The sequence below is a fragment of the Synechococcus sp. OH30 genome (genome assembly GCF_047462175.1).
GTDB lineage: Bacteria > Cyanobacteriota > Cyanobacteriia > Thermostichales > Thermostichaceae > Thermostichus.
The window spans coordinates 1-20493 of sequence record NZ_JANSIP010000013.1; the positions used below are offsets into that span (position 1 = coordinate 1).

General features: G+C 59.7%; 17 protein-coding genes. 9 read left to right on the plus strand and 8 right to left on the minus strand.

Annotation, left to right across the window (positions count from 1 at the left end; genetic code table 11):
* Positions 1–420: zinc ribbon domain-containing protein (locus NW830_RS11010; protein WP_414362908.1), on the plus strand; the 420-nt coding region annotated here is incomplete at its 5' end.
* Between the two features lies 1 nt (position 421).
* On the opposite strand, the gene NW830_RS11015 is transcribed toward NW830_RS11010, so the two are convergent.
* Positions 422–1456: an ABC transporter permease gene (locus NW830_RS11015; RefSeq protein ID WP_414362911.1), complete on the minus strand. Its 1035-nt coding sequence runs from the start codon at positions 1454–1456 to the stop codon at positions 422–424.
* Positions 1457–1669: 213 nt separating this feature from the next.
* On the opposite strand from NW830_RS11015, the gene NW830_RS11020 reads away from it, so the two are divergent.
* On the plus strand, positions 1670–2626 hold the full coding sequence (locus NW830_RS11020) for an NAD-dependent epimerase/dehydratase family protein (RefSeq protein ID WP_414362913.1): 957 nt from the start codon (positions 1670–1672) through the stop codon (positions 2624–2626).
* Between the two features lie 53 nt (positions 2627–2679).
* On the opposite strand, the gene cobW is transcribed toward NW830_RS11020, so the two are convergent.
* The 3 genes from cobW to psbD all read right to left on the minus strand — a co-directional run bounded on the left by cobW (position 2680) and on the right by psbD (position 6447).
* On the minus strand, positions 2680–3738 hold the full coding sequence (gene cobW / locus NW830_RS11025) for a cobalamin biosynthesis protein CobW (RefSeq protein ID WP_414362915.1): 1059 nt from the start codon (positions 3736–3738) through the stop codon (positions 2680–2682).
* 127 nt (positions 3739–3865) lie between these two features.
* The gene (psbC, locus tag NW830_RS11030) at positions 3866–5245 is read right to left on the minus strand and encodes a photosystem II reaction center protein CP43 (protein ID WP_414362916.1); all 1380 of its coding nucleotides are present in this window, start codon (positions 5243–5245) and stop codon (positions 3866–3868) included.
* 143 nt (positions 5246–5388) lie between these two features.
* Positions 5389–6447 (minus strand): photosystem II D2 protein (photosystem q(a) protein), encoded by a 1059-nt coding sequence (psbD, locus tag NW830_RS11035; RefSeq protein ID WP_414362918.1) that lies wholly within the window; start codon positions 6445–6447, stop codon positions 5389–5391.
* Between the two features lie 375 nt (positions 6448–6822).
* Between psbD and NW830_RS11040 the strand changes: the two genes are divergently transcribed.
* The 4 genes from NW830_RS11040 to NW830_RS11055 all read left to right on the plus strand — a co-directional run bounded on the left by NW830_RS11040 (position 6823) and on the right by NW830_RS11055 (position 9593).
* Entirely contained in the window at positions 6823–6930 is a 108-nt protein-coding gene (locus tag NW830_RS11040; RefSeq protein WP_414362920.1) for a PetM family cytochrome b6-f complex subunit 7, read from the plus strand.
* A gap of 60 nt (positions 6931–6990) precedes the next feature.
* Positions 6991–7755: an SDR family oxidoreductase gene (locus NW830_RS11045; protein ID WP_414362922.1), complete on the plus strand. Its 765-nt coding sequence runs from the start codon at positions 6991–6993 to the stop codon at positions 7753–7755.
* Positions 7756–7934: 179 nt separating this feature from the next.
* Positions 7935–9194, plus strand: coding sequence for a sensor histidine kinase (locus NW830_RS11050; RefSeq protein ID WP_414362923.1), 1260 nt, complete (start codon positions 7935–7937; stop codon positions 9192–9194).
* 135 nt (positions 9195–9329) lie between these two features.
* Positions 9330–9593, plus strand: coding sequence for a helix-turn-helix domain-containing protein (locus tag NW830_RS11055; RefSeq protein ID WP_414362925.1), 264 nt, complete (start codon positions 9330–9332; stop codon positions 9591–9593).
* A 30-nt stretch (positions 9594–9623) separates the two neighbouring features.
* Here the strand turns inward: NW830_RS11055 and recJ are convergent, their stop codons facing one another.
* Complete coding sequence (gene recJ / locus NW830_RS11060) at positions 9624–11903, minus strand: single-stranded-DNA-specific exonuclease RecJ (protein WP_414362928.1); 2280 nt, start codon at positions 11901–11903, stop codon at positions 9624–9626.
* A gap of 549 nt (positions 11904–12452) precedes the next feature.
* Between recJ and NW830_RS11065 the strand changes: the two genes are divergently transcribed.
* Together NW830_RS11065 and NW830_RS11070 are read left to right on the plus strand one after the other, a co-directional pair.
* On the plus strand, positions 12453–13382 hold the full coding sequence (locus NW830_RS11065) for a metallophosphoesterase family protein (RefSeq protein ID WP_414404278.1): 930 nt from the start codon (positions 12453–12455) through the stop codon (positions 13380–13382).
* Positions 13383–13451: 69 nt separating this feature from the next.
* Entirely contained in the window at positions 13452–14198 is a 747-nt protein-coding gene (locus tag NW830_RS11070; RefSeq protein ID WP_414362933.1) for a phosphoadenylyl-sulfate reductase, read from the plus strand.
* A gap of 290 nt (positions 14199–14488) precedes the next feature.
* On the opposite strand, the gene NW830_RS11075 is transcribed toward NW830_RS11070, so the two are convergent.
* The gene (locus NW830_RS11075) at positions 14489–15709 is read right to left on the minus strand and encodes an HD domain-containing phosphohydrolase (protein WP_414362935.1); all 1221 of its coding nucleotides are present in this window, start codon (positions 15707–15709) and stop codon (positions 14489–14491) included.
* A 120-nt stretch (positions 15710–15829) separates the two neighbouring features.
* Here NW830_RS11075 and pth point away from each other — a divergent pair, with 120 nt between their 5' ends.
* The gene (gene pth, locus NW830_RS11080) at positions 15830–16501 is read left to right on the plus strand and encodes an aminoacyl-tRNA hydrolase (RefSeq protein WP_414362936.1); all 672 of its coding nucleotides are present in this window, start codon (positions 15830–15832) and stop codon (positions 16499–16501) included.
* An 82-nt stretch (positions 16502–16583) separates the two neighbouring features.
* Here pth and NW830_RS11085 read toward each other — a convergent pair whose 3' ends face one another.
* Together NW830_RS11085 and leuS are read right to left on the minus strand one after the other, a co-directional pair.
* Positions 16584–17636, minus strand: a complete 1053-nt coding sequence (locus tag NW830_RS11085; protein ID WP_414362938.1) for a hypothetical protein — start codon at positions 17634–17636, stop codon at positions 16584–16586.
* 167 nt (positions 17637–17803) lie between these two features.
* Positions 17804–20425 (minus strand): leucine--tRNA ligase, encoded by a 2622-nt coding sequence (gene leuS, locus NW830_RS11090; protein WP_414362939.1) that lies wholly within the window; start codon positions 20423–20425, stop codon positions 17804–17806.
* Positions 20426–20493 lie beyond the last annotated feature (68 nt).

The window sequence follows — 20493 nt, forward strand, 5'->3', positions numbered from 1 at the left end:
GGACTAAACAAGTCTATTTTGTCGGTGGGGTTTGGTACGCTGAACCAAATGCTGACCTACAAAATTGAGCAGAAGGGCGGTTTGGTCTTGTTTCTTCTCACGCAAACCCTCAAGCCGTCTCAGCGCTGTCCGCAGTGCGGTGCTATTCACAAGGAGTGGGCAGAGCTAAGTAACCGTTACCATGTCTGTTCTGCCTGTGGGTTTGCGATACCGCGGGACAGGGGAACGGTGATGGTTTTCTACAACGTTGCTACTCATCAGCAACCGGGGCTGGGAACCCGCCTCGTGAGTCTTGGATGCTTCAGCTCTACTTCAGAGACCCGGTACACGGGATCCATGAAGCAACTGGGGCAGAGGAAGAGACAAAAGCTCTGCTGTCAAGCGGGTGAGGAAACCCCACCCGCCTACGCGGTGGGGTAGTTCATAGCAAAGACTCAGGTCGGATCCGCGGATCCACCCACATCAAGAGCAGATCGGCCAATAGGTTGCCCAAAATCAGCATCACCGCTCCCAGCAAAAGCCCGGCCATCACCACGTTGATGTCAAAGCTTTGGACGGCTTCCAAGAGCAGCTTGCCCAGCCCCGGCCAATTGAAGAAAATGAAGAAAAACTCGGCAATGAAGGAGCCGCTGAGCAGATTGGCAAACTCAAAGCCCAAAATCGTGATCAAGGGGTTGACGGCGTTGCGCAATGCATGCAGCCAGATCACCCGCCATTCAGGAATGCCCCGTGCCCGCGCCGCCTGGATGTATTCCTGCCGCAGCACGTCCAAGAAGTTGCCGCGGGTAATCCGCTGCAGCCCGGCAAAGCTGGTGATGCTCAGGGCCAGCGTGGGCAAGAGCAGGTGGCGGCCCAGATCCAGCAGCTTCCCCCCCCAACCGAGCTCGGCAAAATAAACACTGGTCATTCCCCCTACCGGCAACCAGCCCACGTTTTGAGCCACGATCAGCAGCAAAATGGCCAGCACAAAGCTGGGCATGGCCTGCCCCAGGTAGCTGAGCAACTGCAACGCCCGATCCAAAGGAGTGTTCTGCCGCAGCGCCCCCAGGATCCCCAGAGGAACGGCAATTAGCCAAGTTAGCAAAACAGAGCACACTGCCAACAGCAAGGTGGCGCCGGCACGGGAGAGAATAAGCTGCGCCACCGGCACGCGATAGGTGTAGCTGACGCCAAAATCCCCCTGCAGCAGATTGCCCAGCCAGGTCAAATACTGCCAAATCAAGGGCTTATCCAGGCCCAGCCGTGCCTCTTCCTGGGCAATAAACTCTTGGCTGACACTGGGATCCGCCCGCAAGGGATCCAAAAAATCACCGGGAGCCAGTTGCAAGAGCAAAAAGCTAAGCACCGTGATCAGCAGTAGCACCGGCACCGCTTGGGCCAGCCGCTGCAAGACCAAGGCCAGCGGTGGCCACAGACTGAAAGCGCGCCTGCTAGGGGAAGAGGAGGTTACGGCCACAGACAGAAGTCGGGTTGAGCGGGGTTCAAATCTCAACGGAGTGGAATTCCTGTCGAACTATGCTGCCATTCTTCGGCCCAGATTTCCAGCCTGCTACCCGGCTTGGAACAGGGTGCAGCAGGGGAATTGGGGGTTAGGCCGCTCCGGCAGGCGCAAGCCAAGGCGGTAGACTAGTCAAAAGCTTTTTCGATGAGTTGCCGTTGGGAAGACCTCTTGCGAAACCTGTTTCTTACCGGCGCTAGCGGCTGTCTAGGGCACTATGTGTTGGAGCGCCTGGCCCAGGAAAGGGATCCCGAGTTTCCAGAGCAGCCCGCCTACCACCTCTACCTTCTTATCCGCAATCCCAGCCGCCTGCGGCTGAACTTGGAACGGCTGCCCGCCCCCATCACCCTGGTGCCCGGCGATCTGCTGCACATCCGCGAGCACGCCGCTCTGCTGCAACAGATGGATGGGCTGATCCACATGGCGGCGGCTTGGGGGGATCCCACCCTAGCCTGGGCGGTGAACGTTACCCACACTCTGGAGCTCTTTCAGTTGTTGGATCCCCGGCGCTGCCAGCAGGTGATCTACTTTTCCACCGCCAGCCTTTTGGATCAGGCGTTACAACCCTTGACCATTGCTGGCCAGGTGGGCACGGATTACATCCGCAGCAAGTATGTGATGCTGCTGCGGCGGCGGGAAAGCTGCTTCTGGCCGGATCGGCTGCTGACGCTCTACCCCACCCTACTGTTTGGCGGCAGTCCCCACCACCCCTATTCCCACATCACCGCTGGCCTTAAGGATGTGCTCCGCTGGCTAGATCTCATCCGCTTTTTGCGGATAGACGCCAGCTTCCACTTCATCCACGCTGCCGATGTGGCAGAGATGGTGGCCTACTGGGTAGCCCATCCGCCCGGTGGCGGCGATTGGGTGTTGGGCAACCCCCCTCTGTCTGTGGATGAGTGCGTGGAACAGGTGTGCGCCTATTTCAGAAAGCGGATCTACTTCCGCCTGCCCTTGCCCCTCAGCCTCCTCCGCAGCTTGGCTTTTCTGTTTGGGGTGCGACTTTCGGCGTGGGACGAGTACTGTCTGCGCCAGCGCCACTTTGTCTATCCGGCCCTTTCGCCAGCAGCCCTGGGCTTGCCCTGCCACTTCCCCACTGTAGCCTCTCTTCTGGATGCTTACCTCTAGGCCGCTTTTTCCCTCTCCCAGAGGGGGTGGGGTTCACCGAACTTCAAAAGGGATTAGCTAGGAGGGGCGGCCACTTCTCCAATAGCCAAGGCTTGCAGCTGAGCGGCAATGCGCTCCCGGTTAAGCCTCTGCCCGATGAACACTAGGCGGGTCAACCGCGGCTCTTGCGGACGCCAGGGCCGGTCGTAGTAGGTTTCCAATCGCCCTCCCACTCCCTGCAGCACCAGCCGCATTGGCTTGTGGGGCACGGCCACAAACCCCTTCACCCGGTAGAGGCATTCCTCTTGAGCCAGTTGACGCAGTTGGGCAACTAGGGATCCCGGCTCATAGCTCCCCTCCAGGCTCAGGTAAAAAGACTCGAAGGCCTCGTGCTCGTGGTCTTCTTCCTGGTCGTGGTGGCTGGGGCGGCTCTCAAGTTGGTCTTCCACGGCTGCGTTGAAGCCCAAGAGCACTTCTGGGGCCACCTGGCCCCGCTCACAGGGGAGGACTCGAACCTCAGGGCGTAATTGTTGCCGCAGCCAGCTTTCCACCCGCTCTTGCTCCTCCGGCGTGATCTGATCCACCTTGCTCAGCAGCACCAAATCGGCGCAGCTCAACTGATCCGCAAACAGCTCCTCAATGGGCGTCTCGTGATCCAGGCTCGCATCGGCCTGCCGCTGCGCCTCCAGCGCCGCCAGATCCCCCACCAGTTGTCCAGAGGCCAGGGCCTGGCCGTCCACCACCGCAATCACCGCATCCACCGTGGCGCCAGTGCGTAGGGTGGGCCAGCGGAAAGCCTGCACCAGAGGCTTGGGCAAGGCCAATCCTGAAGTTTCAATGAGAATGCCGTCCAGCTCCGCCCGCCGTTGCAGCAGGGTCTCCATGGCAGGCAAAAATTCCTCCTGCACTGTGCAGCAGAGGCAGCCGTTGGCCAGCTCCAAAATCGGGATGGAACCCTCTCCCGCGCAGAGTTGGCAGTCCCGCAGCAGTTCGCCATCGATGCCCACTTCGCCAAACTCATTGACCAACACCGCGAGACGGCGACCGCCACTGTTGAGGAGGAGGTGACGGATGACAGTGGTCTTGCCAGATCCCAGAAAGCCAGTGATGACGGTAACCGGGACTTTGTGCATCTTTCCTAAGGACTTGGCTTCCCCAGTTTCTACCCTCCCCTCCGTTCTTGCCAATCCTGGTGGGGAGGATCCCACAAAAAGGCCCCCTAGAGGGGGCCAAAGGTCTATTCCAAGCAGACGGATGCCCTCACCGGATTGGCTTCATCCGGTAAACCGGCTCGTCCTCACGGCTAATCCCTTTCTCAAAGCCAGCGGCGGCAGCACGGGCACGACCGGCATGCCACAGGTGGCCGACAAAGAACAGGAAGCCCAAGATGAAGTTGTGGGCCGCCAACCAAGTGCGGGGGCTGGTGAAGTTCACCGTGTTGATCTCGGTCGCCACACCCCCCACCGAGTTCAGGGATCCCAGTGGCGCGTGGGTCATGTACTCCACCGCACGGCGAGCTTGCCAGGGTTGGATGTCGTTCTTCAACTTATCCAAGTCCAAGCCATTGGGGCCCAGCAGCGGCTCTTTCCAGGGAGCCCGCACATCCCAGAAGCGCATCGTCTCACCCCCAAAGATGATCTCGCCCGTGGGAGAGCGCATTAGGTATTTACCCAGACCGGTGGGACCTTGAGCTTGGCCAATGTTTGCCCCCAGGCGCTGGTCGCGCACGATAAAGGTAAGCGCTTGCGCCTGCGAAGCTTCTGGTCCCGTGGGTCCGTAGAACTCACTGGGGTAGACGGTGTTGTTGAACCAGATGTAGCAGGTGGCAATGAAGCTCATCAGCGAGACTGCCGCCAAGCTGTAGGAGAGATAGGCCTCTCCCGACCAGATGAAGGCACGGCGGGCCCAGCCAAAGGGCTTGGTGAGGATGTGCCAGATGCCACCGGCAATGCAGATGATGCCGATGTAGATGTGGCCACCAATCACATCCTCCATGTTGTCCACACTGATGATCCAGCCTTCCCCACCAAAGGGAGACTTGAACAGATAGCCGAAGATTACTGCCGGGTTGAGGGTGGGGTTGGTAATTACCCGCACATCCCCACCGCCAGGAGCCCAGGTGTCATAGACACCGCCAAACCACATAGCCTTAGCCACCAACAGGAAAGCCCCCAACCCCAAGAGGATGAGGTGGATTCCCAGGATGGTGGTCATCTTGTTCTTATCTTTCCAGTCGTAGCCAAAGAAGGGGAAAGACTGCTCCAGGGTTTCTGGGCCGCGAATGGCGTGATAAACACCCCCAAACCCTAGCACAGCACTGGAGATGAGGTGCAGTACACCAATGACAAAGTAGGGGTAGGTGTCCACCACTTCGCCGCCTGGGCCAACTCCCCAGCCCAAAGTAGCCACGTGAGGCATCAGGATCAGGCCCTGTTCATACATGGGCCGATCCGGCGTGAAGTGAGCCACCTCAAAGAGCAGCATCGCTCCCGCCCAGAAGACCATCAAGCCAGCATGGGCTACGTGAGCGCCCAAAAGCCGACCGGAGAGATTGATTAAGCGGGCATTCCCAGCCCACCAGGCAAACCCGCCTTGGGTGCGATCTTGCACCACCACTGAACCAAGTGTTGTCGAGGTCACAGAGACCAACCTCCAATAATCAGGACCAGAACAAAACTAGGATAAGCACCTGCTGCTGGGATCCCTGCCCACTGGGAGGATCCCGCGGGCAGGTGCTTAGTCCCTAGAACGTTTGCAGCTCAAGTCAAGCAAACTGGGTGGATTTAGAGAGCATTGCCGCGGGGGAGGACTTCCTCGGGGAACTCAAAGTGCTCATGCGGCTGATCCTGCGGCGCCATCCAGGCGCGAATCCCCTCGTTGAGCAAAATGTTCTTGGTGTAGAACGTCTCAAACTCGGGGTCTTCTGCCGCCCGCGTTTCCTGACTAATGAACTCATAGGCGCGCAGGTTCAGCGCCAACCCCACTACTCCAATGCTCGACATCCACAGACCAGTTACCGGTACAAACAACATGAAAAAGTGCAGCCACCGCTTGTTGGAAAAGGCAATCCCAAAAATCTGGCTCCAGTAGCGGTTAGCCGTCACCATAGAGTAGGTTTCTTCCGCTTGCGTCGGCTCAAATGCACGAAACGTGCTTGCTGCTTCCCCATCCTTGTAGAGGGTATTCTCTACCGTGGCCCCATGGATGGCACACAACAGCGCTCCACCCAAAACGCCGGCTACCCCCATCATGTGGAAGGGGTTTAGCGTCCAGTTGTGGAACCCTTGGAAGAACAGCAAGAAGCGGAAGATCCCGGCCACCCCAAAGCTGGGGGCAAAAAACCAGCTGCTCTGCCCCAGGGGGTAAATCAGGAACACGCTCACAAATACGGCAATTGGTGCGCTGAAGGCAATGGCGTTGTAGGGCCGCACCCCTACCAGACGGGCAATCTCAAACTGCCGCAGCATGAAGCCAACCAAGCCCAGCGCCCCATGGAAGGCCACAAAGGTCCACAGGCCGCCAATCTGGCACCAGCGGGTAAAGTTCCCCTGGGCTTCTGGGCCCCAGAGCAGGAGCAGGCTGTGCCCCATGCTATCGGCTGGGGTGGAAACGGCCACTGTCAAAAAGTTGCACCCTTCCAGGTAGGAGCTGGCCAACCCGTGGGTGTACCAAGAGGTTACAAAAGTAGTGCCAGTCAGCCAGCCGCCCAGGGCCAGATAGGCGCAGGGAAACAGCAGCAGCCCCGACCAGCCGATAAAGACAAATCTGTCGCGCTTGAGCCAGTCATCGACGATGTCGAACCATCCTCGCTCCTGGCGTACGCGTCCCACTGCTATGGTCATAGGACGATCTTCTCCTTAAAAATTGATGAGAACGCTAATGAAGCTACAAACTTTGCTTCCTAGAGGCAAGACCGCGGCCTAGGTATAAAAACCTAAACCCTTGGGGAGCTACAGGGATCCCCACAAGCTACCCCAGAGCCAGCGGACAAGCCCTTCTGCCCTTGGCAGGACTAAGCCTGGGCCAGTAAAGACTTGTAAATTGCTCTCATTATAGAAGCAGGGAGCCCGCTCTTAGCAAGTCTATAGTGACCGGGATCTTTACAAAGCGTAATCTTTGCAGCTTTCCTGCGCTTGGGAGGGGCTACCCAACTGCTGGTAAAGTCCAAGAGGAAAATCCGATATCCTAAGGACAGGGCACTTTTCTAAGGCAAATCCATGGCTAGCGAGATCTTGACCATTGCTGGGATCTCCATTGTCTTAACATTGGCAGGTTTGGCGCTTGGGTATGGGATCCTGCGCCTGACCCAAGGTGGGACGGAGTAGAGCCTAGCGGCCAATCTGAGAAGGGGGACCAGTCCTGCCAGGAGGGATCCCAAGCTGACTATGCTTGAAAACGCGATTGTGCTAATCACCGGCGCCAGCAGCGGTATCGGTGCAGCCTGTGCCACGCTTTTTGCCCGTTCTGGAGCCAAACTAATCCTGGTGGCCCGCCGTCAGGAGCGGCTGCAGGTGCTGGCTGCAGAGTTGCAGCAGGCCTACGGCACTTCCTCCCACCTATTGCCGTTGGATGTGCGGGATGCAACAGCCGTGCAGCAGGCGCTCCAGTCTTTGCCGCCAGCTTGGGCTGAGATTGACATCTTGATCAACAATGCTGGCCTTAGTCGCGGCTTGGACAAACTCCACAGGGGGGATGTGCGAGATTGGGAGGAGATGATCGATACCAACCTTAAGGGCTTGCTGTACGTTACCCGCGCCGTCTTGCCTGGGATGGTGGAACGGGGGCGGGGCCATGTGGTCAACATTGGCTCAATTGCCGGTCGACAGACCTATCCTGGCGGCGCCGTCTATTGCGCCTCCAAAGCCGCTGTGCGGGCTATCTCCGAGGGGCTGAAGCTGGACCTGCTCGGCACCCCTATTCGCGTTACCGAGATCCAGCCTGGCTTAGTGGAAACTGAGTTTAGCCAGGTGCGCTTCCGCGGTGACCAGGAGCGGGCAGCAGCGGTCTATCGGGGCCTCACCCCCTTGACAGCAATGGATGTGGCTGAAGTAGTGCTCTTTGCCGTTACGCGTCCCCCCCACGTCAACCTCAGCGAAGTCCTGCTGGTACCCACTGACCAGGCCACCACGACAATGGTGCATCGCCGCTAGGGTTGACACTCCCACCAACCAATCCTGAAGCGGGACGGAGTCCTTTCGCGCTAGCAGGAGGGAGGATTACCAAGCTACTCTGCTGGGTAAAGATCCAGAGGGCCGGTTCTCTCTCCGTTCGCTTGTTCGGCCCTCACCCCCCATCCCTGGGCGACAATGGGGGAAAGGGGGTGGGGCCCATGGGACTGGAAAGCGGGATCCTCATTGGGTTAAGCATTGGCCTACTCGCTACGCTGATTTCCCTCTGGCAGAGCCGGCGCCGCTTTAGCCGCCAATTGCAACAGTTGGGATCCCTGCTGCACGTGGCCCTGCCTCTGCAGCCGCCTGAACAGATGCTCAGCCAACTTAGTCGCCACCTCCGCCACCAAGAGCTGGAGTGGGCTAGCCAAAAACGATATCTCCAGGACTGGCAGTATCTCAGCCAACATCTGCCCTGGGGGTATTTGCGGGTGGACGAGAACAATGTTGTCTTAGAGTGCAATCCTGCCGCCCAGCGCCTACTGCGCATTCATCAGTGGCAGCCGGGCATCAAGCTCCTGCTGGAATGGGTGCGCTCCTACGAGTTGGATCAGCTCATTGAAGCCACCCGCCGCCAGGAAGCCAACACGCCCATCCAGAGCCGCGAATGGATCTTCTACCCTCCCGGTGGCGAGGACAAACCGGTTCCGCTGCGGGCTTGGGGTCTGCCCTTACCCCAGGCCCATGTGGCCATCTTTTTGGAAGACCGCTTGGAGGCAACTCTACTGGTGCAGCAAAGGGATCGCTGGGCCTCGGATGTGGCCCACGAGCTGAAGACTCCTCTCACCTCGATTCGCCTGCTGGCGGAAACCCTCCAAAGCCGAGTCGATGCTGCGCAGGCAGTTTGGGTGGAACGATTGCTCAATGAGACGTTGCGCCTTAGCCAGCTGGTGCAAGACTTGCTGGAACTGAGCACCCTCAAGTTGGGGGCCGCATCCCGCTCCCAATGGCGCTGGGTGGATCTCACAACTTTGGTGCGCGAAGCTTGGCAAAGTCTGGAACCGCTGGCCAAGTCCCGCCAGCAGGAACTGTATCTGACCAGCCCTTCCCAGCTCTATCTCTGGGGGGATGAGCAGCGCCTCTATCGCCTCATCCTCAACCTTTTGGATAACGCCGTCAAATATAGCGGGCCTGCCTCTCCCATCTACGTGATGGTCTCAGACCAGGGATCCCGGGTGCGGCTGGAGGTCTACGACCATGGCCCTGGCCTGCCGGAGGATCAATTTGAGCTGGTCTTTCAACCCTTTTACCGCACCGATGCGGCACGGGCCCGCAGCAAAGGCGGCACGGGCCTAGGCTTGGCAATTGTGCGCCAGATCGTTGAACTTCATGGGGGCACGATCCAGCTGCGCAATCACCCGCAAACTGGTGGGCTGTGGGTTCAGGTGGAATTGCCCCGCCAGCACCCCGAGGGCTTATAAGGAAAACGGCTAGCCCTGCTTTTTGCAATCCAAGGGGGAAGGCTGAGATTTCCTCCTCTAGGACTATCCAGCCGGGAAGCGATCCCCTAGAATTACTCTAGGTAATCCTTACAGTTCGCACCTTAGGCATTGGGAATGGGCGCAGACTATCATTCCGCGGACTTGCTGTCGGAACGGGAACTGCAGGTCCTTGAGTTAATCGCAGCTGGCATGACCAATCAGGACATTGCAAAGCGCTTGGAAATCAGCAAGCGCACTGTTGACAATCACATCAGCAACATCTTAAGCAAGACGCGGACGACAAACCGCGTTGCGTTGGTGCGATGGGCGCTGCAGTGGGGAAAGGTGTGCTTGGATCAGGTTAATTGCTGTGCCTTGAGCAACGACAAAATTGCTTGATCCTCCTTTGCAAGAGTCTATCTTCTACCTTCACCCATCGAGCACCCCAGGAAACCGCGGTGGCTGGGAAAAAGCCGCGGGCCTGGGCTCCGCTTGCAACAGCCGTTGACACAGCTGCGCAATCTGGGCTGGGCTGGCCTCATCCAGCCAGCGGTGGAAGGCTTGGGATTCGCGGATCCAGCTAAGTAGCTGCGTGGGGATCTGTTCTGGCCCCTTCAACGCCGCTAGCCACTGCTGGGGCAGGCCAGTCGCTGCCGCCAGGGCAGCGGGATCCCAGGGTTCTGCCTGGCTAAGTTCCCGCAGTTGGGCAAGTTGCTGAGGGAGGTGCTCCCAGGGGTGGGCAGAAGCAGCCAGTACTAGAGTCTGCGGCTGCACCTGCTGCAGCAGCTGGGCCAGATCTTGCGGCAACCAGGGCCAGCGGGCCAGTACAAGAGCTGTTTTGGCTGAGGGGAGCACCTGCTGCCTAAGAGGAAGGGGTTGCCCATCGTAGTAGAGGGCTTTCTCCAGAGCATCCGGTAGGGGGCATTGCCGATAGTCCTCAACCTGGAGGCGAGGGGCGGAAACGGTGGGGGCCTGCCACTCTCCCGCAGGACGCACCGCCAGCACTCTGCCCCACCAGGGTTGTCTGCCCCGCTCCTCTGCTTCCAAGCAGAGGGCAATGTCTACAGCCGGGCACTTCTGCCAACGCTCCAGCTCTTCGCCAGCTTCCCAAAACCAGAGGGTACGGGATCCTGCCTTGCCTTGGAGTTGAAACCTAAGATGGCGGCCATCGCGAGAGACTCTCAGAGTAGATCTACTGGGGCGGAAGTTCATCAAGGCTACCACAGGGTTGGGATTGCCGTGGCCAAAGGGCTGTAGAAGCTGCAGCTGTCGATACACTTCGTCTAGCTCCGCCACCCCATCCCGGCCCTGGGCGGCCAGCCGATCCCAGTCGAGGAGGATCTCCACTGCTAGGACGCGAGCTTGCTGAACTGGGCTAACCTGCGCAGCTAGCTCTCGCCGCAACGCCAGTTGTACAGCAGCCAGGCAAGCCAGATCTACTTGGATCCCAACAGCCATAGGATGCCCCCCTCCCCGCTGCAGGAGGGGGCGCACCGCCTCAATGGCCCTTAGCAGGTTCACCCCTGGAATCGAGCGGCCTGACCCGTAGCCTAGCCCTGTGCTCTCGTCTTTGGCAATCAACACTGCTGGGCAACGGTACTGCTCCGCCAAGCGCGCCGCCGCAATTCCCAAAACCCCCGGTTTCCAACCGCTTCCGGCCAAGACAATGGCCCGCTCTCGGGCCAGATCTAGGCTCTCCAGCTGCTGAGTGGCTTCTTGCAGCACTTGTTGGGTAAGCTGCCGACACTCTTCGCTAAGGGCAAGGAAATGCTCCACCAGGGCCTGGGCCCGCTGCGAATCGGAGGTGGTCAACAGCTCCACTGCCAAGCTGGCATCTTCCAAGCGGCCAATGGCGTTCAGCTTGGGGGCAAGGCCAAAGGCAATGTCTTGAGCTGTTAGCGTTCCTGGAGAGGAGCCGTTGCTTACCCAATCTAGGAGAACCCGTAGCCCTGGGCGCCGCGTCTTGGCCAGTACGGGTAGCCCCCGCTGGACCAAGTAGCGACACTCCCGCTGCAACACTGCCACGTCGGCTACGATCCCCACCGCCACCAGATCCAGGTATTCCTCTACGCCCGGGATCCCTAGCGCTTGGTAGAGGGCCTCCGCCAGCTTGTAGGCCACTCCCACCCCTGGCAGAAAGCGCAGCGGGTGGTCTTCTGGCAGACGCAAGGGATTGATGACAGCATAGGCAGGGGGCAAGGGATCTGGCAGGGTGTGGTGATCCGCCACGATGACATCCACCCCCTGGGCTTGGGCCAAAGCAATCTCGGCAGCATTGCCTATGCCGCAATCCACCGTCAGGAGCACTTGGCAGCCCTGAGCCAGCACCTGCTGTAGCCTCTGGGAATTGAGTCCATGGCCTTCGCTGCTGCGCAGCGGTAGGGTGAACTGGACTTGGAAGCCCAAGGGTTGTAAAGCCGAGAGCAGAAGACTGGTGCTGGTGACGCCATCGCAGTCGAAGTCCCCCCAAATGCAGAGGGTTTCTCCTCTTTCCCTGGCTTCCAGCAGCCGCGCCACCGCCCGCTCCAGATCCGGCAGGGATCCCGGCGGGGTGGGGGAATAGCAGTCAGGATCGACAAAGGCCCGCGCCTGTTCCCGGCTGTGCAGCCCGCGCAAGGCCAGCACCTTGGCTGCATACTTGCCGTATTCTCGGCTCAGCTCCGGATCAAACTGGGGTGGAGTGGGCAGCAGATCCCAGCGGTATTCCATGCCAACGGGTTGGGCCGGCCCCCGGGCCGACAGGGATAAAGCTCCTTAGGAGCGTATCAAAAACTGCCCAGGGAGAGAATCCCGGAAAGCAAAAGCCGGGGTGAGCGATCCCTGCCAACCTGCTATTGACAGCAGTGAGAGGCCACGCAGCAAGGGGAGGGGTGGGCGTGGTCATGGGTGGCACAGGCTTTGCTGCAGTAGAGTTGGCCTTCGTAGCGATAGCCTTGGCTGCTTTCGAAGCTGCAGTTGCAATGGTCACAGGCGCAACGAACAAGGGTGGTAGCAGACATGATTTTTTCTCCTTGCTTGAACTGAGGGATCCTCTTGTCGAAGATCCGTGTCGCTATACCTTAGCAGTTGCTCGGCAGCGGCGCCGGAACAAGAATCAGACTCAATTTGTGGCGATTCCAAATCAAAGCAACCCCAACTCCCCTGCTGGGAGAGGGGCTGGGGGTGAGGTCATCGCAGCAGAGGTTAAGAGAAGCCCATAGCCCTCCAGCTAGTTATTGACTATGATGCGGGCGTGAGGTGTGAATAAGTGCCTAGGTGATGGCGACCCAAAGGATTTGCTTTGCCCAAGTCTCAGATGTCCACCTAATGCCGGAGACGGGGTGCCGCTGGTGGTGGATGTCCGATTCCCCTCGCCGCCAGTTGGAAGCTGCCGTTGCCCACCTTAACCAGGTGCCTGAGCTGGACTTTGTCGTGTTCACCGGCGATCTGGTGGACCAGGCCGACCCAGAAAGCTTTGAGTTGTTTCGGGAGATTCTTGCCCAACTGCGGGTGCCCTACTACCTCAGCCTTGGCAACCACGATGTCGACACTCTGAGGAGAAAGGGGCGCTTTGATCGAGAGCAGTTTATCCGCTGGTGCCAAAGCCAATTTCCCCTCTTCCCAGCCCCCACTGGCTATGTCGACTACAGTCTTTCCCCTCTGCCCGGGATCCGCCTAATTGCCCTCGATGCCAGCCTGGGGCCTTTTCCCTTGCCCCAGGGGGTGCTGCGCCCCTCCCAACTGCGCTGGCTGGGCGAACATCTGCAAGCAGTTTCAGAGGAATGGCTGATCCTGCTCATCCACCAACCACCTTTTATTGCCCCTACACAAGTGGATGCGGTTGTATTCCGCAACTACCGGCTTCACAGGGAGCCAGCTGCCGCCCTCCATGCTCTCTTAGCGAGTCACGGGCGGGTGGTGGCGGTGTTGAGTGGACATCTGCATGTGCCAAAGGTCCAGGTGCGAGACGGGATCCCCTATCTGACAGCACCTCCTCTGGTGGGGCCAGTCTCGGCCCTGCGGCTGTTCGAGGTGGATCTCAACCCCCGGCGAGGGATCCTACGCTACCACTGGGTTTACCCCCTGGACCCAGGACCCAGGCCGCTCTGGCATGGCTTGGTAATGGGGACACGTCGGGATCGCTGGGGACAGATCCCTCTGCGCGCTGGAGGAGCCCGATCTACCCTGCCAGCCGCTGCTGCCCAATAAAAATCCTAAAGCTCGACCGAATTAGTGTAGATTAAGAAGGCAAAGCAGGTGGATTCGGCGTTTCCCCCTATGAGTACAACCCTTTCTTCCTCTACCCCCTGGGAATGGGCAGCCCAGGAGGTACAAAGGCGGTATCAGTCCCAGGTAGCTGCCCTGAGCGAGCACTTTGAGCCCCTTTCTGCAAGTGACCTGCTGGCCTGGGCGGTGTCTGAGTTCGGGGATGGGCTAGTGCTGGCCTGCAGCTTTGGCCCGGAAGACCTGGTGTTGATTGATCTGCTCACGGCCATTCGCCCGCAGGTGCGTGCCTTTTTCTTGGATACCGATTTTCACTTCCCGGAAACCCTACAACTGCAACAACAAGTGCTGGCCCGCTATCCCCATTTGCAACTGGAGGTTTTTAAGCCTCTGCTGACGCCGGAAGAGCAGGCGGCGCAATACGGGCCAGAGCTGTACCGCACCAACCCTGACCTCTGCTGCAACCTCCGCAAGGTGGAACCCCTGAATCGCGCCCTAGCCAACTGCACCACCTGGATTACGGGGATGCGTCGGGAACAAGCCCCCACCCGCGCCAACATTGGCAAGGTGCAGTGGGATGGCAAACGCAACCGTCTCAAGCTCAACCCCCTTGCCGACTGGACAAGCGGTCAGGTGTGGAAATACATCCTCGACCACGGGATCCCCTACAACCCCCTCCACGACCGCAACTATCCCAGCATCGGCTGCCTACCCTGCACAGCCCCAGTGGAGCCGGGGGAGGATCCCCGCTCGGGTCGCTGGAAGGGCATGGCCAAGACCGAGTGCGGCCTGCACACCTAGCCTGGGGAATCCTTCCCCTGTTCTGGAAGGAGCTTAGGTGGAGGTTACCCCTGTTGGAAGCGGCCATTGCTCAAGCTTTCGTCTATGGCAACAAACCGAGGGCCACTGGCAGCACCAACTGCAGCGCTGTCTAGAGCACTCCCAGCAATAGCGGTTACTCCCTAGAGGCCTGCCTGGCCAGCCCTCAGATTGGTTTGCTGCCGTACTGAGCCCTACTTTGCCTAGCCACCCGAGGTGTTGCATGACCAGCTTTCCTTGGGGATAAAACCAAGGACTAGGGGAAGCTGGGCTTAGCGAGGCTCTTGATAGCGGTGGTAGATCTCCAGGATTTCCCTGCGCCCGCGGTTAAAAGCTGCCACCACTTGCGGATCGAAGTGGCTGCCGCTGTGGTTTTCCACAAAGCGAAAGATCTCGTCCAGATCCCAGGCTTCTTTGTAGGGGCGGCGGCTGGCCAGGGCGTCGAACACGTCGGCCAAAGCCACGATCCGTCCTTCCAGCGGGATCTCTTCTCCCTTGAGGCCTCGCGGGTAGCCACTGCCATCAAACTTCTCGTGGTGGGTGAGGGCGATGAGGGCGCTTTTTTGCATTAGCTCTGAGTCGGATTTGCTGAGGATCTCATAGCCAATCTCAGGGTGGCGGTTCATGATCTGTCGCTCTTCGGGGGTGAGGGGACCTGGCTTTTGCAAGATGGCATCCGGGATCCCGATTTTGCCCACATCGTGCAGAGGGCTGGCGTAGAAAATCAGCTCCTGTTCATGGCTGCAGAGGCCCAACTCTTGGGCAATGATGCGGGAGTAGTGGCTCATGCGCTTTAGGTGGAAAGCCGTGTCCTGATCCCGATACTCAGCGGCCTGAGCTAGACAAAAAATCGTTTCCAGGTGAGCCGATTTTAGCTCTTCCCGCAAGCGCACATTTTGATAAGCAACAGCTGCCTGGGAAGCTAGGGCTTCGGCCACCTGGACTTCCAGCTCAGAAAACGGCTGACTCCATTCGGCCACTTGGTTGGGCGCTAGCTCAGCAGGACGATCCGGCCTGAGGCGGTTTAAGAGTTGCAAGGCTCCGAGGATGTTTCCTGAGGGATCCCGCAGCGGCACCGTGAGCAGGGAGCGGGTGCGGTAGCCAGTCTGCCGATCCACCTGGGGATTAAAAGCGTAGGGCAGATTGGGGGGCAGTTGGTAAACGTCCGGCAGATTCAAGCTCTCCCCGGTAAGCACTACATAGCCCACGATGCTGGAAGGGCTGAGGGGGAGGCGCAGATCCCGCAGCTCCTCGTTGCGCTTGACCACGAAAAAGCGCAGCTCATCTCCTTCGCGGAGGAACAGGCTGGCCCCATCGCAGCAGGTTAGCTCGCGCGCCTGGGCAACAATCAGCTCCAGCAGCCGCTTTAAATCCGTTTCTGAGGAAAGGGCAATCCCCACCTGGATCAGCCGCTGACTCAGGCGCAAGGCAGCAGCAGGCTCGAATTTAGCTTCGCCAAGGGAGAGCTCGAAGGGGGCAGGCCTGAGGGACATGGCTTATCCTCTACTGGGCTACGGGCGTTCCCACCGCCGCCCCGAGGGGGGAGGCTGGGGCTCGCCTATCCAGAGTAACTCTGCTACCCTACTTTACCTGTGGAGGCAAAAGACGATGCAGTGACCCAGATCAAGAGCCAGCCGCCAGAGGAGGTTACCATCCAGCTCATTGTCGGCTTGGGCAACCCTGGCCCGCAGTATGCCAACACCCGGCACAACTGCGGCTTTATGGTGGTGGATCGGCTAGCGGAGCGCTGGGGGATCCCGTTGGTTTTGGAAAAGCGCTTCCAGGGCTCCTACGGAGAAGGGCTTGCCCTGGGGGGCAAGCGGCGCCTGCTCAAACCGGAGACCTACATGAATCGCTCGGGCGAGGCGGTGCGGGCGGTCCTGGATTGGTACAAGCTGGCTCCCAGCTCGGTGCTGGTGGTGTACGACGATACAGATCTGCCCCTAGGCCGCCTGCGGCTACGGGGATCTGGTTCTGCTGGCGGACATAACGGCATGAAGTCCGTTATTCAGCATTTGGGCAGCGAAGCCTTCCCCCGGCTACGCCTGGGCGTGGGCAAGCCCAAGGGCAACCAAGACATGGTGGGGCATGTTTTGGGCAGATTTGAACCCGCCGAGCAGGCAGTGCTGGAGCGGGTTCTAAAGGCGGCGGTGGAAGCAGTGGAGTGTTGCTTGCAGGAAGGGCTGGGGGCGGCGATGAACCGCTTTAACCCTTTGGATTTTTCCGAACCTCTTGCTGCCCAAGAGCGGTTAAAGCCAGACTCCCTACCGAAAAGGACGGGCTAGTCCTTTCCCTATCAACTCCGGGAAAGCTAGTGGCGCCGCCCTGTTCCTGGCCCGAAGCAGCTCTGGGAGCAGTGGAGGCTCCCTACCGCTGTGGCAAAAGTTCCCCTCGCACCGCTGCCAAAGCCTGCAGCAGTTCCGGCAGCTTCGGCGATCCCGTGCCTGCCTCCTGCCTCAGTCTCAAAGCACGCTCCAAATCGGCAGCGGCAGCCGCCATGTCCTCTCCCTGATAGGCGCGCGCTAGGCCACGGTAGTAGTAGCCCCTAGCTTCTTGAGGCTGCACCTCAATCGCTCGGCTGAAATCCTCAACGGCCAAGTTGAAGTCGCAAATGCTAGCCCACATCATGCCGCGGTGAACGTAGGCATCGAAGAGATCGGCAGAGTTTTGGTTTTGCTTGGCCAGCTCAATGGCCAGGTGCAACACGTCGAACGCCGATTCCTGATGTCCCTGTTGGGCCCAGATGCGGGAGCGCAACAGGTGGAGTTGGGGGTTGCGATAGGCAATGCGATCTAGGGGGGACAGAGTTGCTAAAGCCTGTTCCTGCTCTCCAAAGTACTCATGTTGAATCCTGGCCTTGAGCAAGTAGGCCTCTGGGAGGTAGGGATCCAAAGCAATGGCAATATCCAGATCCTGCAGCGCCCTAGCCATGAGGGGGTTGAGGGCAGCCGCCTGCACTGCCCCAGGGAAAGCAAGGGGCTCCCAGAACCACCGCTCCGGCTCAGGGAAAGCAAGGGCTTCCCAGAGGTACTGCGCCCGCCGCAGATAGAGCTGCGCGTTCCCTGGCTCCTGTTGGATGGCCTGGCCCAGCTGCGCCAGATAGGCAGGATCTAGGTGAAAACCCTCGCCAGCCTGCCGAGAAGCCAGCAGCAGTTGTTCGGCTTGTTGCTGATGGGCTTGGGAGCGCTGCTCAAGCTGTTGAAGCTTGGCCTGCAGTTGAGCCTGTCGCAGGAGCAAAGGCTGAGGAGCAGGTTCATCCCCAAAATCTTGAACCTGCTGCCATGGCGATGAGGAAGCTTCAAAGACAGCGCCCTGTCCCTTGCGCAGCGAGGCCAACCCGCCACATTCGCCGCTCAAACACAGCCAAGACAGTAGGCCTACCAAGGCCGACCCGGAGAACAAAAGACTGGATCTCAGCATGGATCCCCCCACGCAACAGCTTGGAAAGAGAAGTTGCTTTTAAACTAGTTCGCCAGTGGGGCAGTGTCCAGTGCTCGTGCTCCAAAGCCGGAAGGCCACCCCCCAGGAAGGTGCGCCAACTCCACACCGAGGCTGGTGGTATGCGTCAGCATCAGGGCGGGGGTAGGTCACACAACTAGGTTAACCAACTTCTTCGGCACCACAATGACCTTCTTTGGCGCTGCCCCTTGCAGATACCTTTGGGCCGCCTCCGACTGCAAAGCCAGCCGCTCCTGCTCCTCCGGCGTGACATCGGCAGGGGCTTCAAAGGAGCCCCGCAGCTTGCCGTTGACCTGCACCACAATGGTTACCGTGTCGGCCACCAGCGCCCTCGGGTCATAGCTGGGCCATGACTGGCGATGCACCGAGTCTGTACCGCCCACTGCCTGCCACAGCTCCTCAGCGATGTGAGGAGCAAAGGGAGCCAAGAGCAGGATGAGGGTGCGGATCCCTTCCGCGTAGACCGGTGAGTCAGGGATCCCAGCTTCAGCTAGGGCATTGCTCAGCTTCATCAGCTCGGCAATGGCGGTGTTGAACTGGTACTCTTCCAGGTCCTCACTGACTTCTTTGATGGCCGTGTGGATGGCACGGCGCAGATCCCTTTCCGCTTTGGTTAGGGATCCCACCTCAATCTTGGCCTGCAGCAGCTCAGCGGCTTTGCCTTGCAAAGACTCCGTCCCGCTAGCGCGAACGACAAACTCGTACACCTGCCGCCAGATGCGGTTGAGAAAACGAAATTGCCCTTCCACATCGGCGTCGTCCCACTCTAAGTCTTTTTCCGGCGGCGCCTTGAAGAGGATAAACATGCGGGCCGTGTCGGCTCCGTAGTGGGCCAGGACCTCTTCCGGATCTACGCCGTTGCCCTTAGACTTGGACATTGCAGCATAGATAACTTGCAGGGGCTCGCCGGTTTCGGGATCGCGGGGATCGTTGGGATCCTTGACCAGAGCCGTTGGGATCCAGCGATCCTTGCCGGACTTGTTGGGGTTGTAGTAGGTACGCCCCTGCACCATTCCCTGCGTCAGGAGGCGGGAGAAGGGCTCGTCAAAATTCACCAACCCCAGATCCCGCAGCACTTTGGTGAAGAAGCGGGAGTAAAGTAGGTGCAAAATGGCGTGCTCGATGCCGCCCACGTATTGATCCACCGGCAGCCAGGCGTTGACCAGATCCTTGCGGAAGATCTCGCGGTCGTTGCGGGGATCACTAAAGCGCAGGAAATACCACGAGGAGCAGATGAAGGTGTCCATCGTGTCGGTCTCGCGGCGGGCCTCGGCGCCGCAGGTGGGGCATTTTACCTTCACCCAGTCCTCCCGCTGGGCCAAGGGAGACCCCCCTCGCCCCGTCAGCTCCACATCCTCCGGCAACAGCACCGGCAGATCCTCCTCTGGGACCGGCACAGGGCCACAGTGGGGGCAGTGGATCACGGGGATGGGGCAACCCCAGTAGCGCTGCCGCGAGATGAGCCAGTCGCGTAGGCGGTAGTTGACCTGTCGTTCTCCCAGCCCCTGCTCCTCCAGCCAGGCGATGGCCCTTTCCACACTCTGCCCTGGGCCTTTGCCCACCGGGATCCCGTTCAAGGGGCCGGAGTTCATCAACACCCCCTCCCCTGTCCAGGCCGCCTGCAGATCTTCAGCACTCTCCACCTCAGCGTGGGGCGGCTGCACCACCAGCTTGATGGGTAGGCCAAACTTGCGGGCAAACTCGAAGTCCCGCTGGTCGTGGGCAGGCACGGCCATGATGGCCCCCGTACCGTAGCCCATCAACACGTAGTCGGCAATCCAGATGGGGATCCGCTCTTGGTTGACGGGGTTGATGGCGTAGGATCCTGTCCAGACGCCCGTTTTTTCCCGATCTTCGGCACTGCGCTCCATCTCGCTGCGGGCAGCAGCCTCGGCCTGGTAGGCCTTGACGGCAGCCTGTTGCTCAGGGGTAGTGAGCTTCTCCACCAAGGGATGCTCCGGCGCCAGCACCATGAAGGTGGCTCCCCAAAGGGTGTCAGGCCGCGTGGTAAAGACCGGCAGCTCCTCCCCTGTTTCGGTTTTGAAGACGACCCTAGCCCCCACCGACCGGCCAATCCAGTTCTCCTGCATGGTGCGCACCCGCTCCGGCCAGCCGGAGAGCTTCTCCAGGTCGGCCAGCAGTTGGTCGGCGTAGGCCGTGATCTTGAGAAACCACTGCTTGAGCAGGCGTTTCTCCACCAGGGCCCCGGATCTCCAGGAGCGCCCCTCGGCGTCCACTTGCTCGTTGGCCAAGACGGTCTGATCCACCGGATCCCAGTTCACAGGCGCTTCCTTCTGGTAGGCCAGGCCCGCTTTGAAAAACTGCAGAAACAGCCACTGGGTCCACTTGTAGTAGTCGGGGGCGCAGGTGGTGATCTCCCGCTCCCAGTCGTAGGAAAGCCCCAGCCGCTGCAGTTGATCCCGCATCTGGGCAATGTTCTGGTAGGTCCACTTGGCTGGCGGGATCCCGTGGTCAATGGCCGCATTCTCCGCCGGCAAGCCAAAGGCATCCCACCCCATGGGGTGCAGCACTGCGTACCCCTGCATGCGCTTGTGGCGGGCAATGACATCCGTGATGGTGTAGTTGCGCACATGCCCCATGTGCAGGCTGCCGCTGGGGTAGGGAAACATCGACAGGGCGTAGAACTTGCGGCTTTCCGCCGTCAGCTCCGGCGTGCGATCCAACCCAATGGACCGCCAGTGGGCCTGCCATTTCCTTTCAATGGCCTGGGGATTGTAGCGCGCCTCCACGGTTTAGGACTCCTGGAAAACAGTTCTTGCCTTTGGGGAGTCTAGACATCAGCATTTTGGCATGCTTT

What these genes read in the sequence shown, in the direction of transcription:
- NW830_RS11050 (WP_414362923.1), top strand. Translation starts at nt 7,935, where the DNA reads ATGGGACTGGAAAGCGGGATCCTCATTGGGTTAAGCATTGGCCTACTC.
- recJ (WP_414362928.1), bottom strand. Translation starts at nt 11,903, where the DNA reads ATGGAATACCGCTGGGATCTGCTGCCCACTCCACCCCAGTTTGATCCG.
- NW830_RS11085 (WP_414362938.1), bottom strand. Translation starts at nt 17,636, where the DNA reads ATGCTGAGATCCAGTCTTTTGTTCTCCGGGTCGGCCTTGGTAGGCCTA.
- NW830_RS11065 (WP_414404278.1), top strand. Translation starts at nt 12,453, where the DNA reads ATGGCGACCCAAAGGATTTGCTTTGCCCAAGTCTCAGATGTCCACCTA.
- NW830_RS11045 (WP_414362922.1), top strand. Translation starts at nt 6,991, where the DNA reads ATGCTTGAAAACGCGATTGTGCTAATCACCGGCGCCAGCAGCGGTATC.
- cobW (WP_414362915.1), bottom strand. Translation starts at nt 3,738, where the DNA reads ATGCACAAAGTCCCGGTTACCGTCATCACTGGCTTTCTGGGATCTGGC.
- NW830_RS11040 (WP_414362920.1), top strand. Translation starts at nt 6,823, where the DNA reads ATGGCTAGCGAGATCTTGACCATTGCTGGGATCTCCATTGTCTTAACA.
- NW830_RS11055 (WP_414362925.1), top strand. Translation starts at nt 9,330, where the DNA reads ATGGGCGCAGACTATCATTCCGCGGACTTGCTGTCGGAACGGGAACTG.
- psbD (WP_414362918.1), bottom strand. Translation starts at nt 6,447, where the DNA reads ATGACCATAGCAGTGGGACGCGTACGCCAGGAGCGAGGATGGTTCGAC.
- NW830_RS11075 (WP_414362935.1), bottom strand. Translation starts at nt 15,709, where the DNA reads ATGTCCCTCAGGCCTGCCCCCTTCGAGCTCTCCCTTGGCGAAGCTAAA.
- NW830_RS11070 (WP_414362933.1), top strand. Translation starts at nt 13,452, where the DNA reads ATGAGTACAACCCTTTCTTCCTCTACCCCCTGGGAATGGGCAGCCCAG.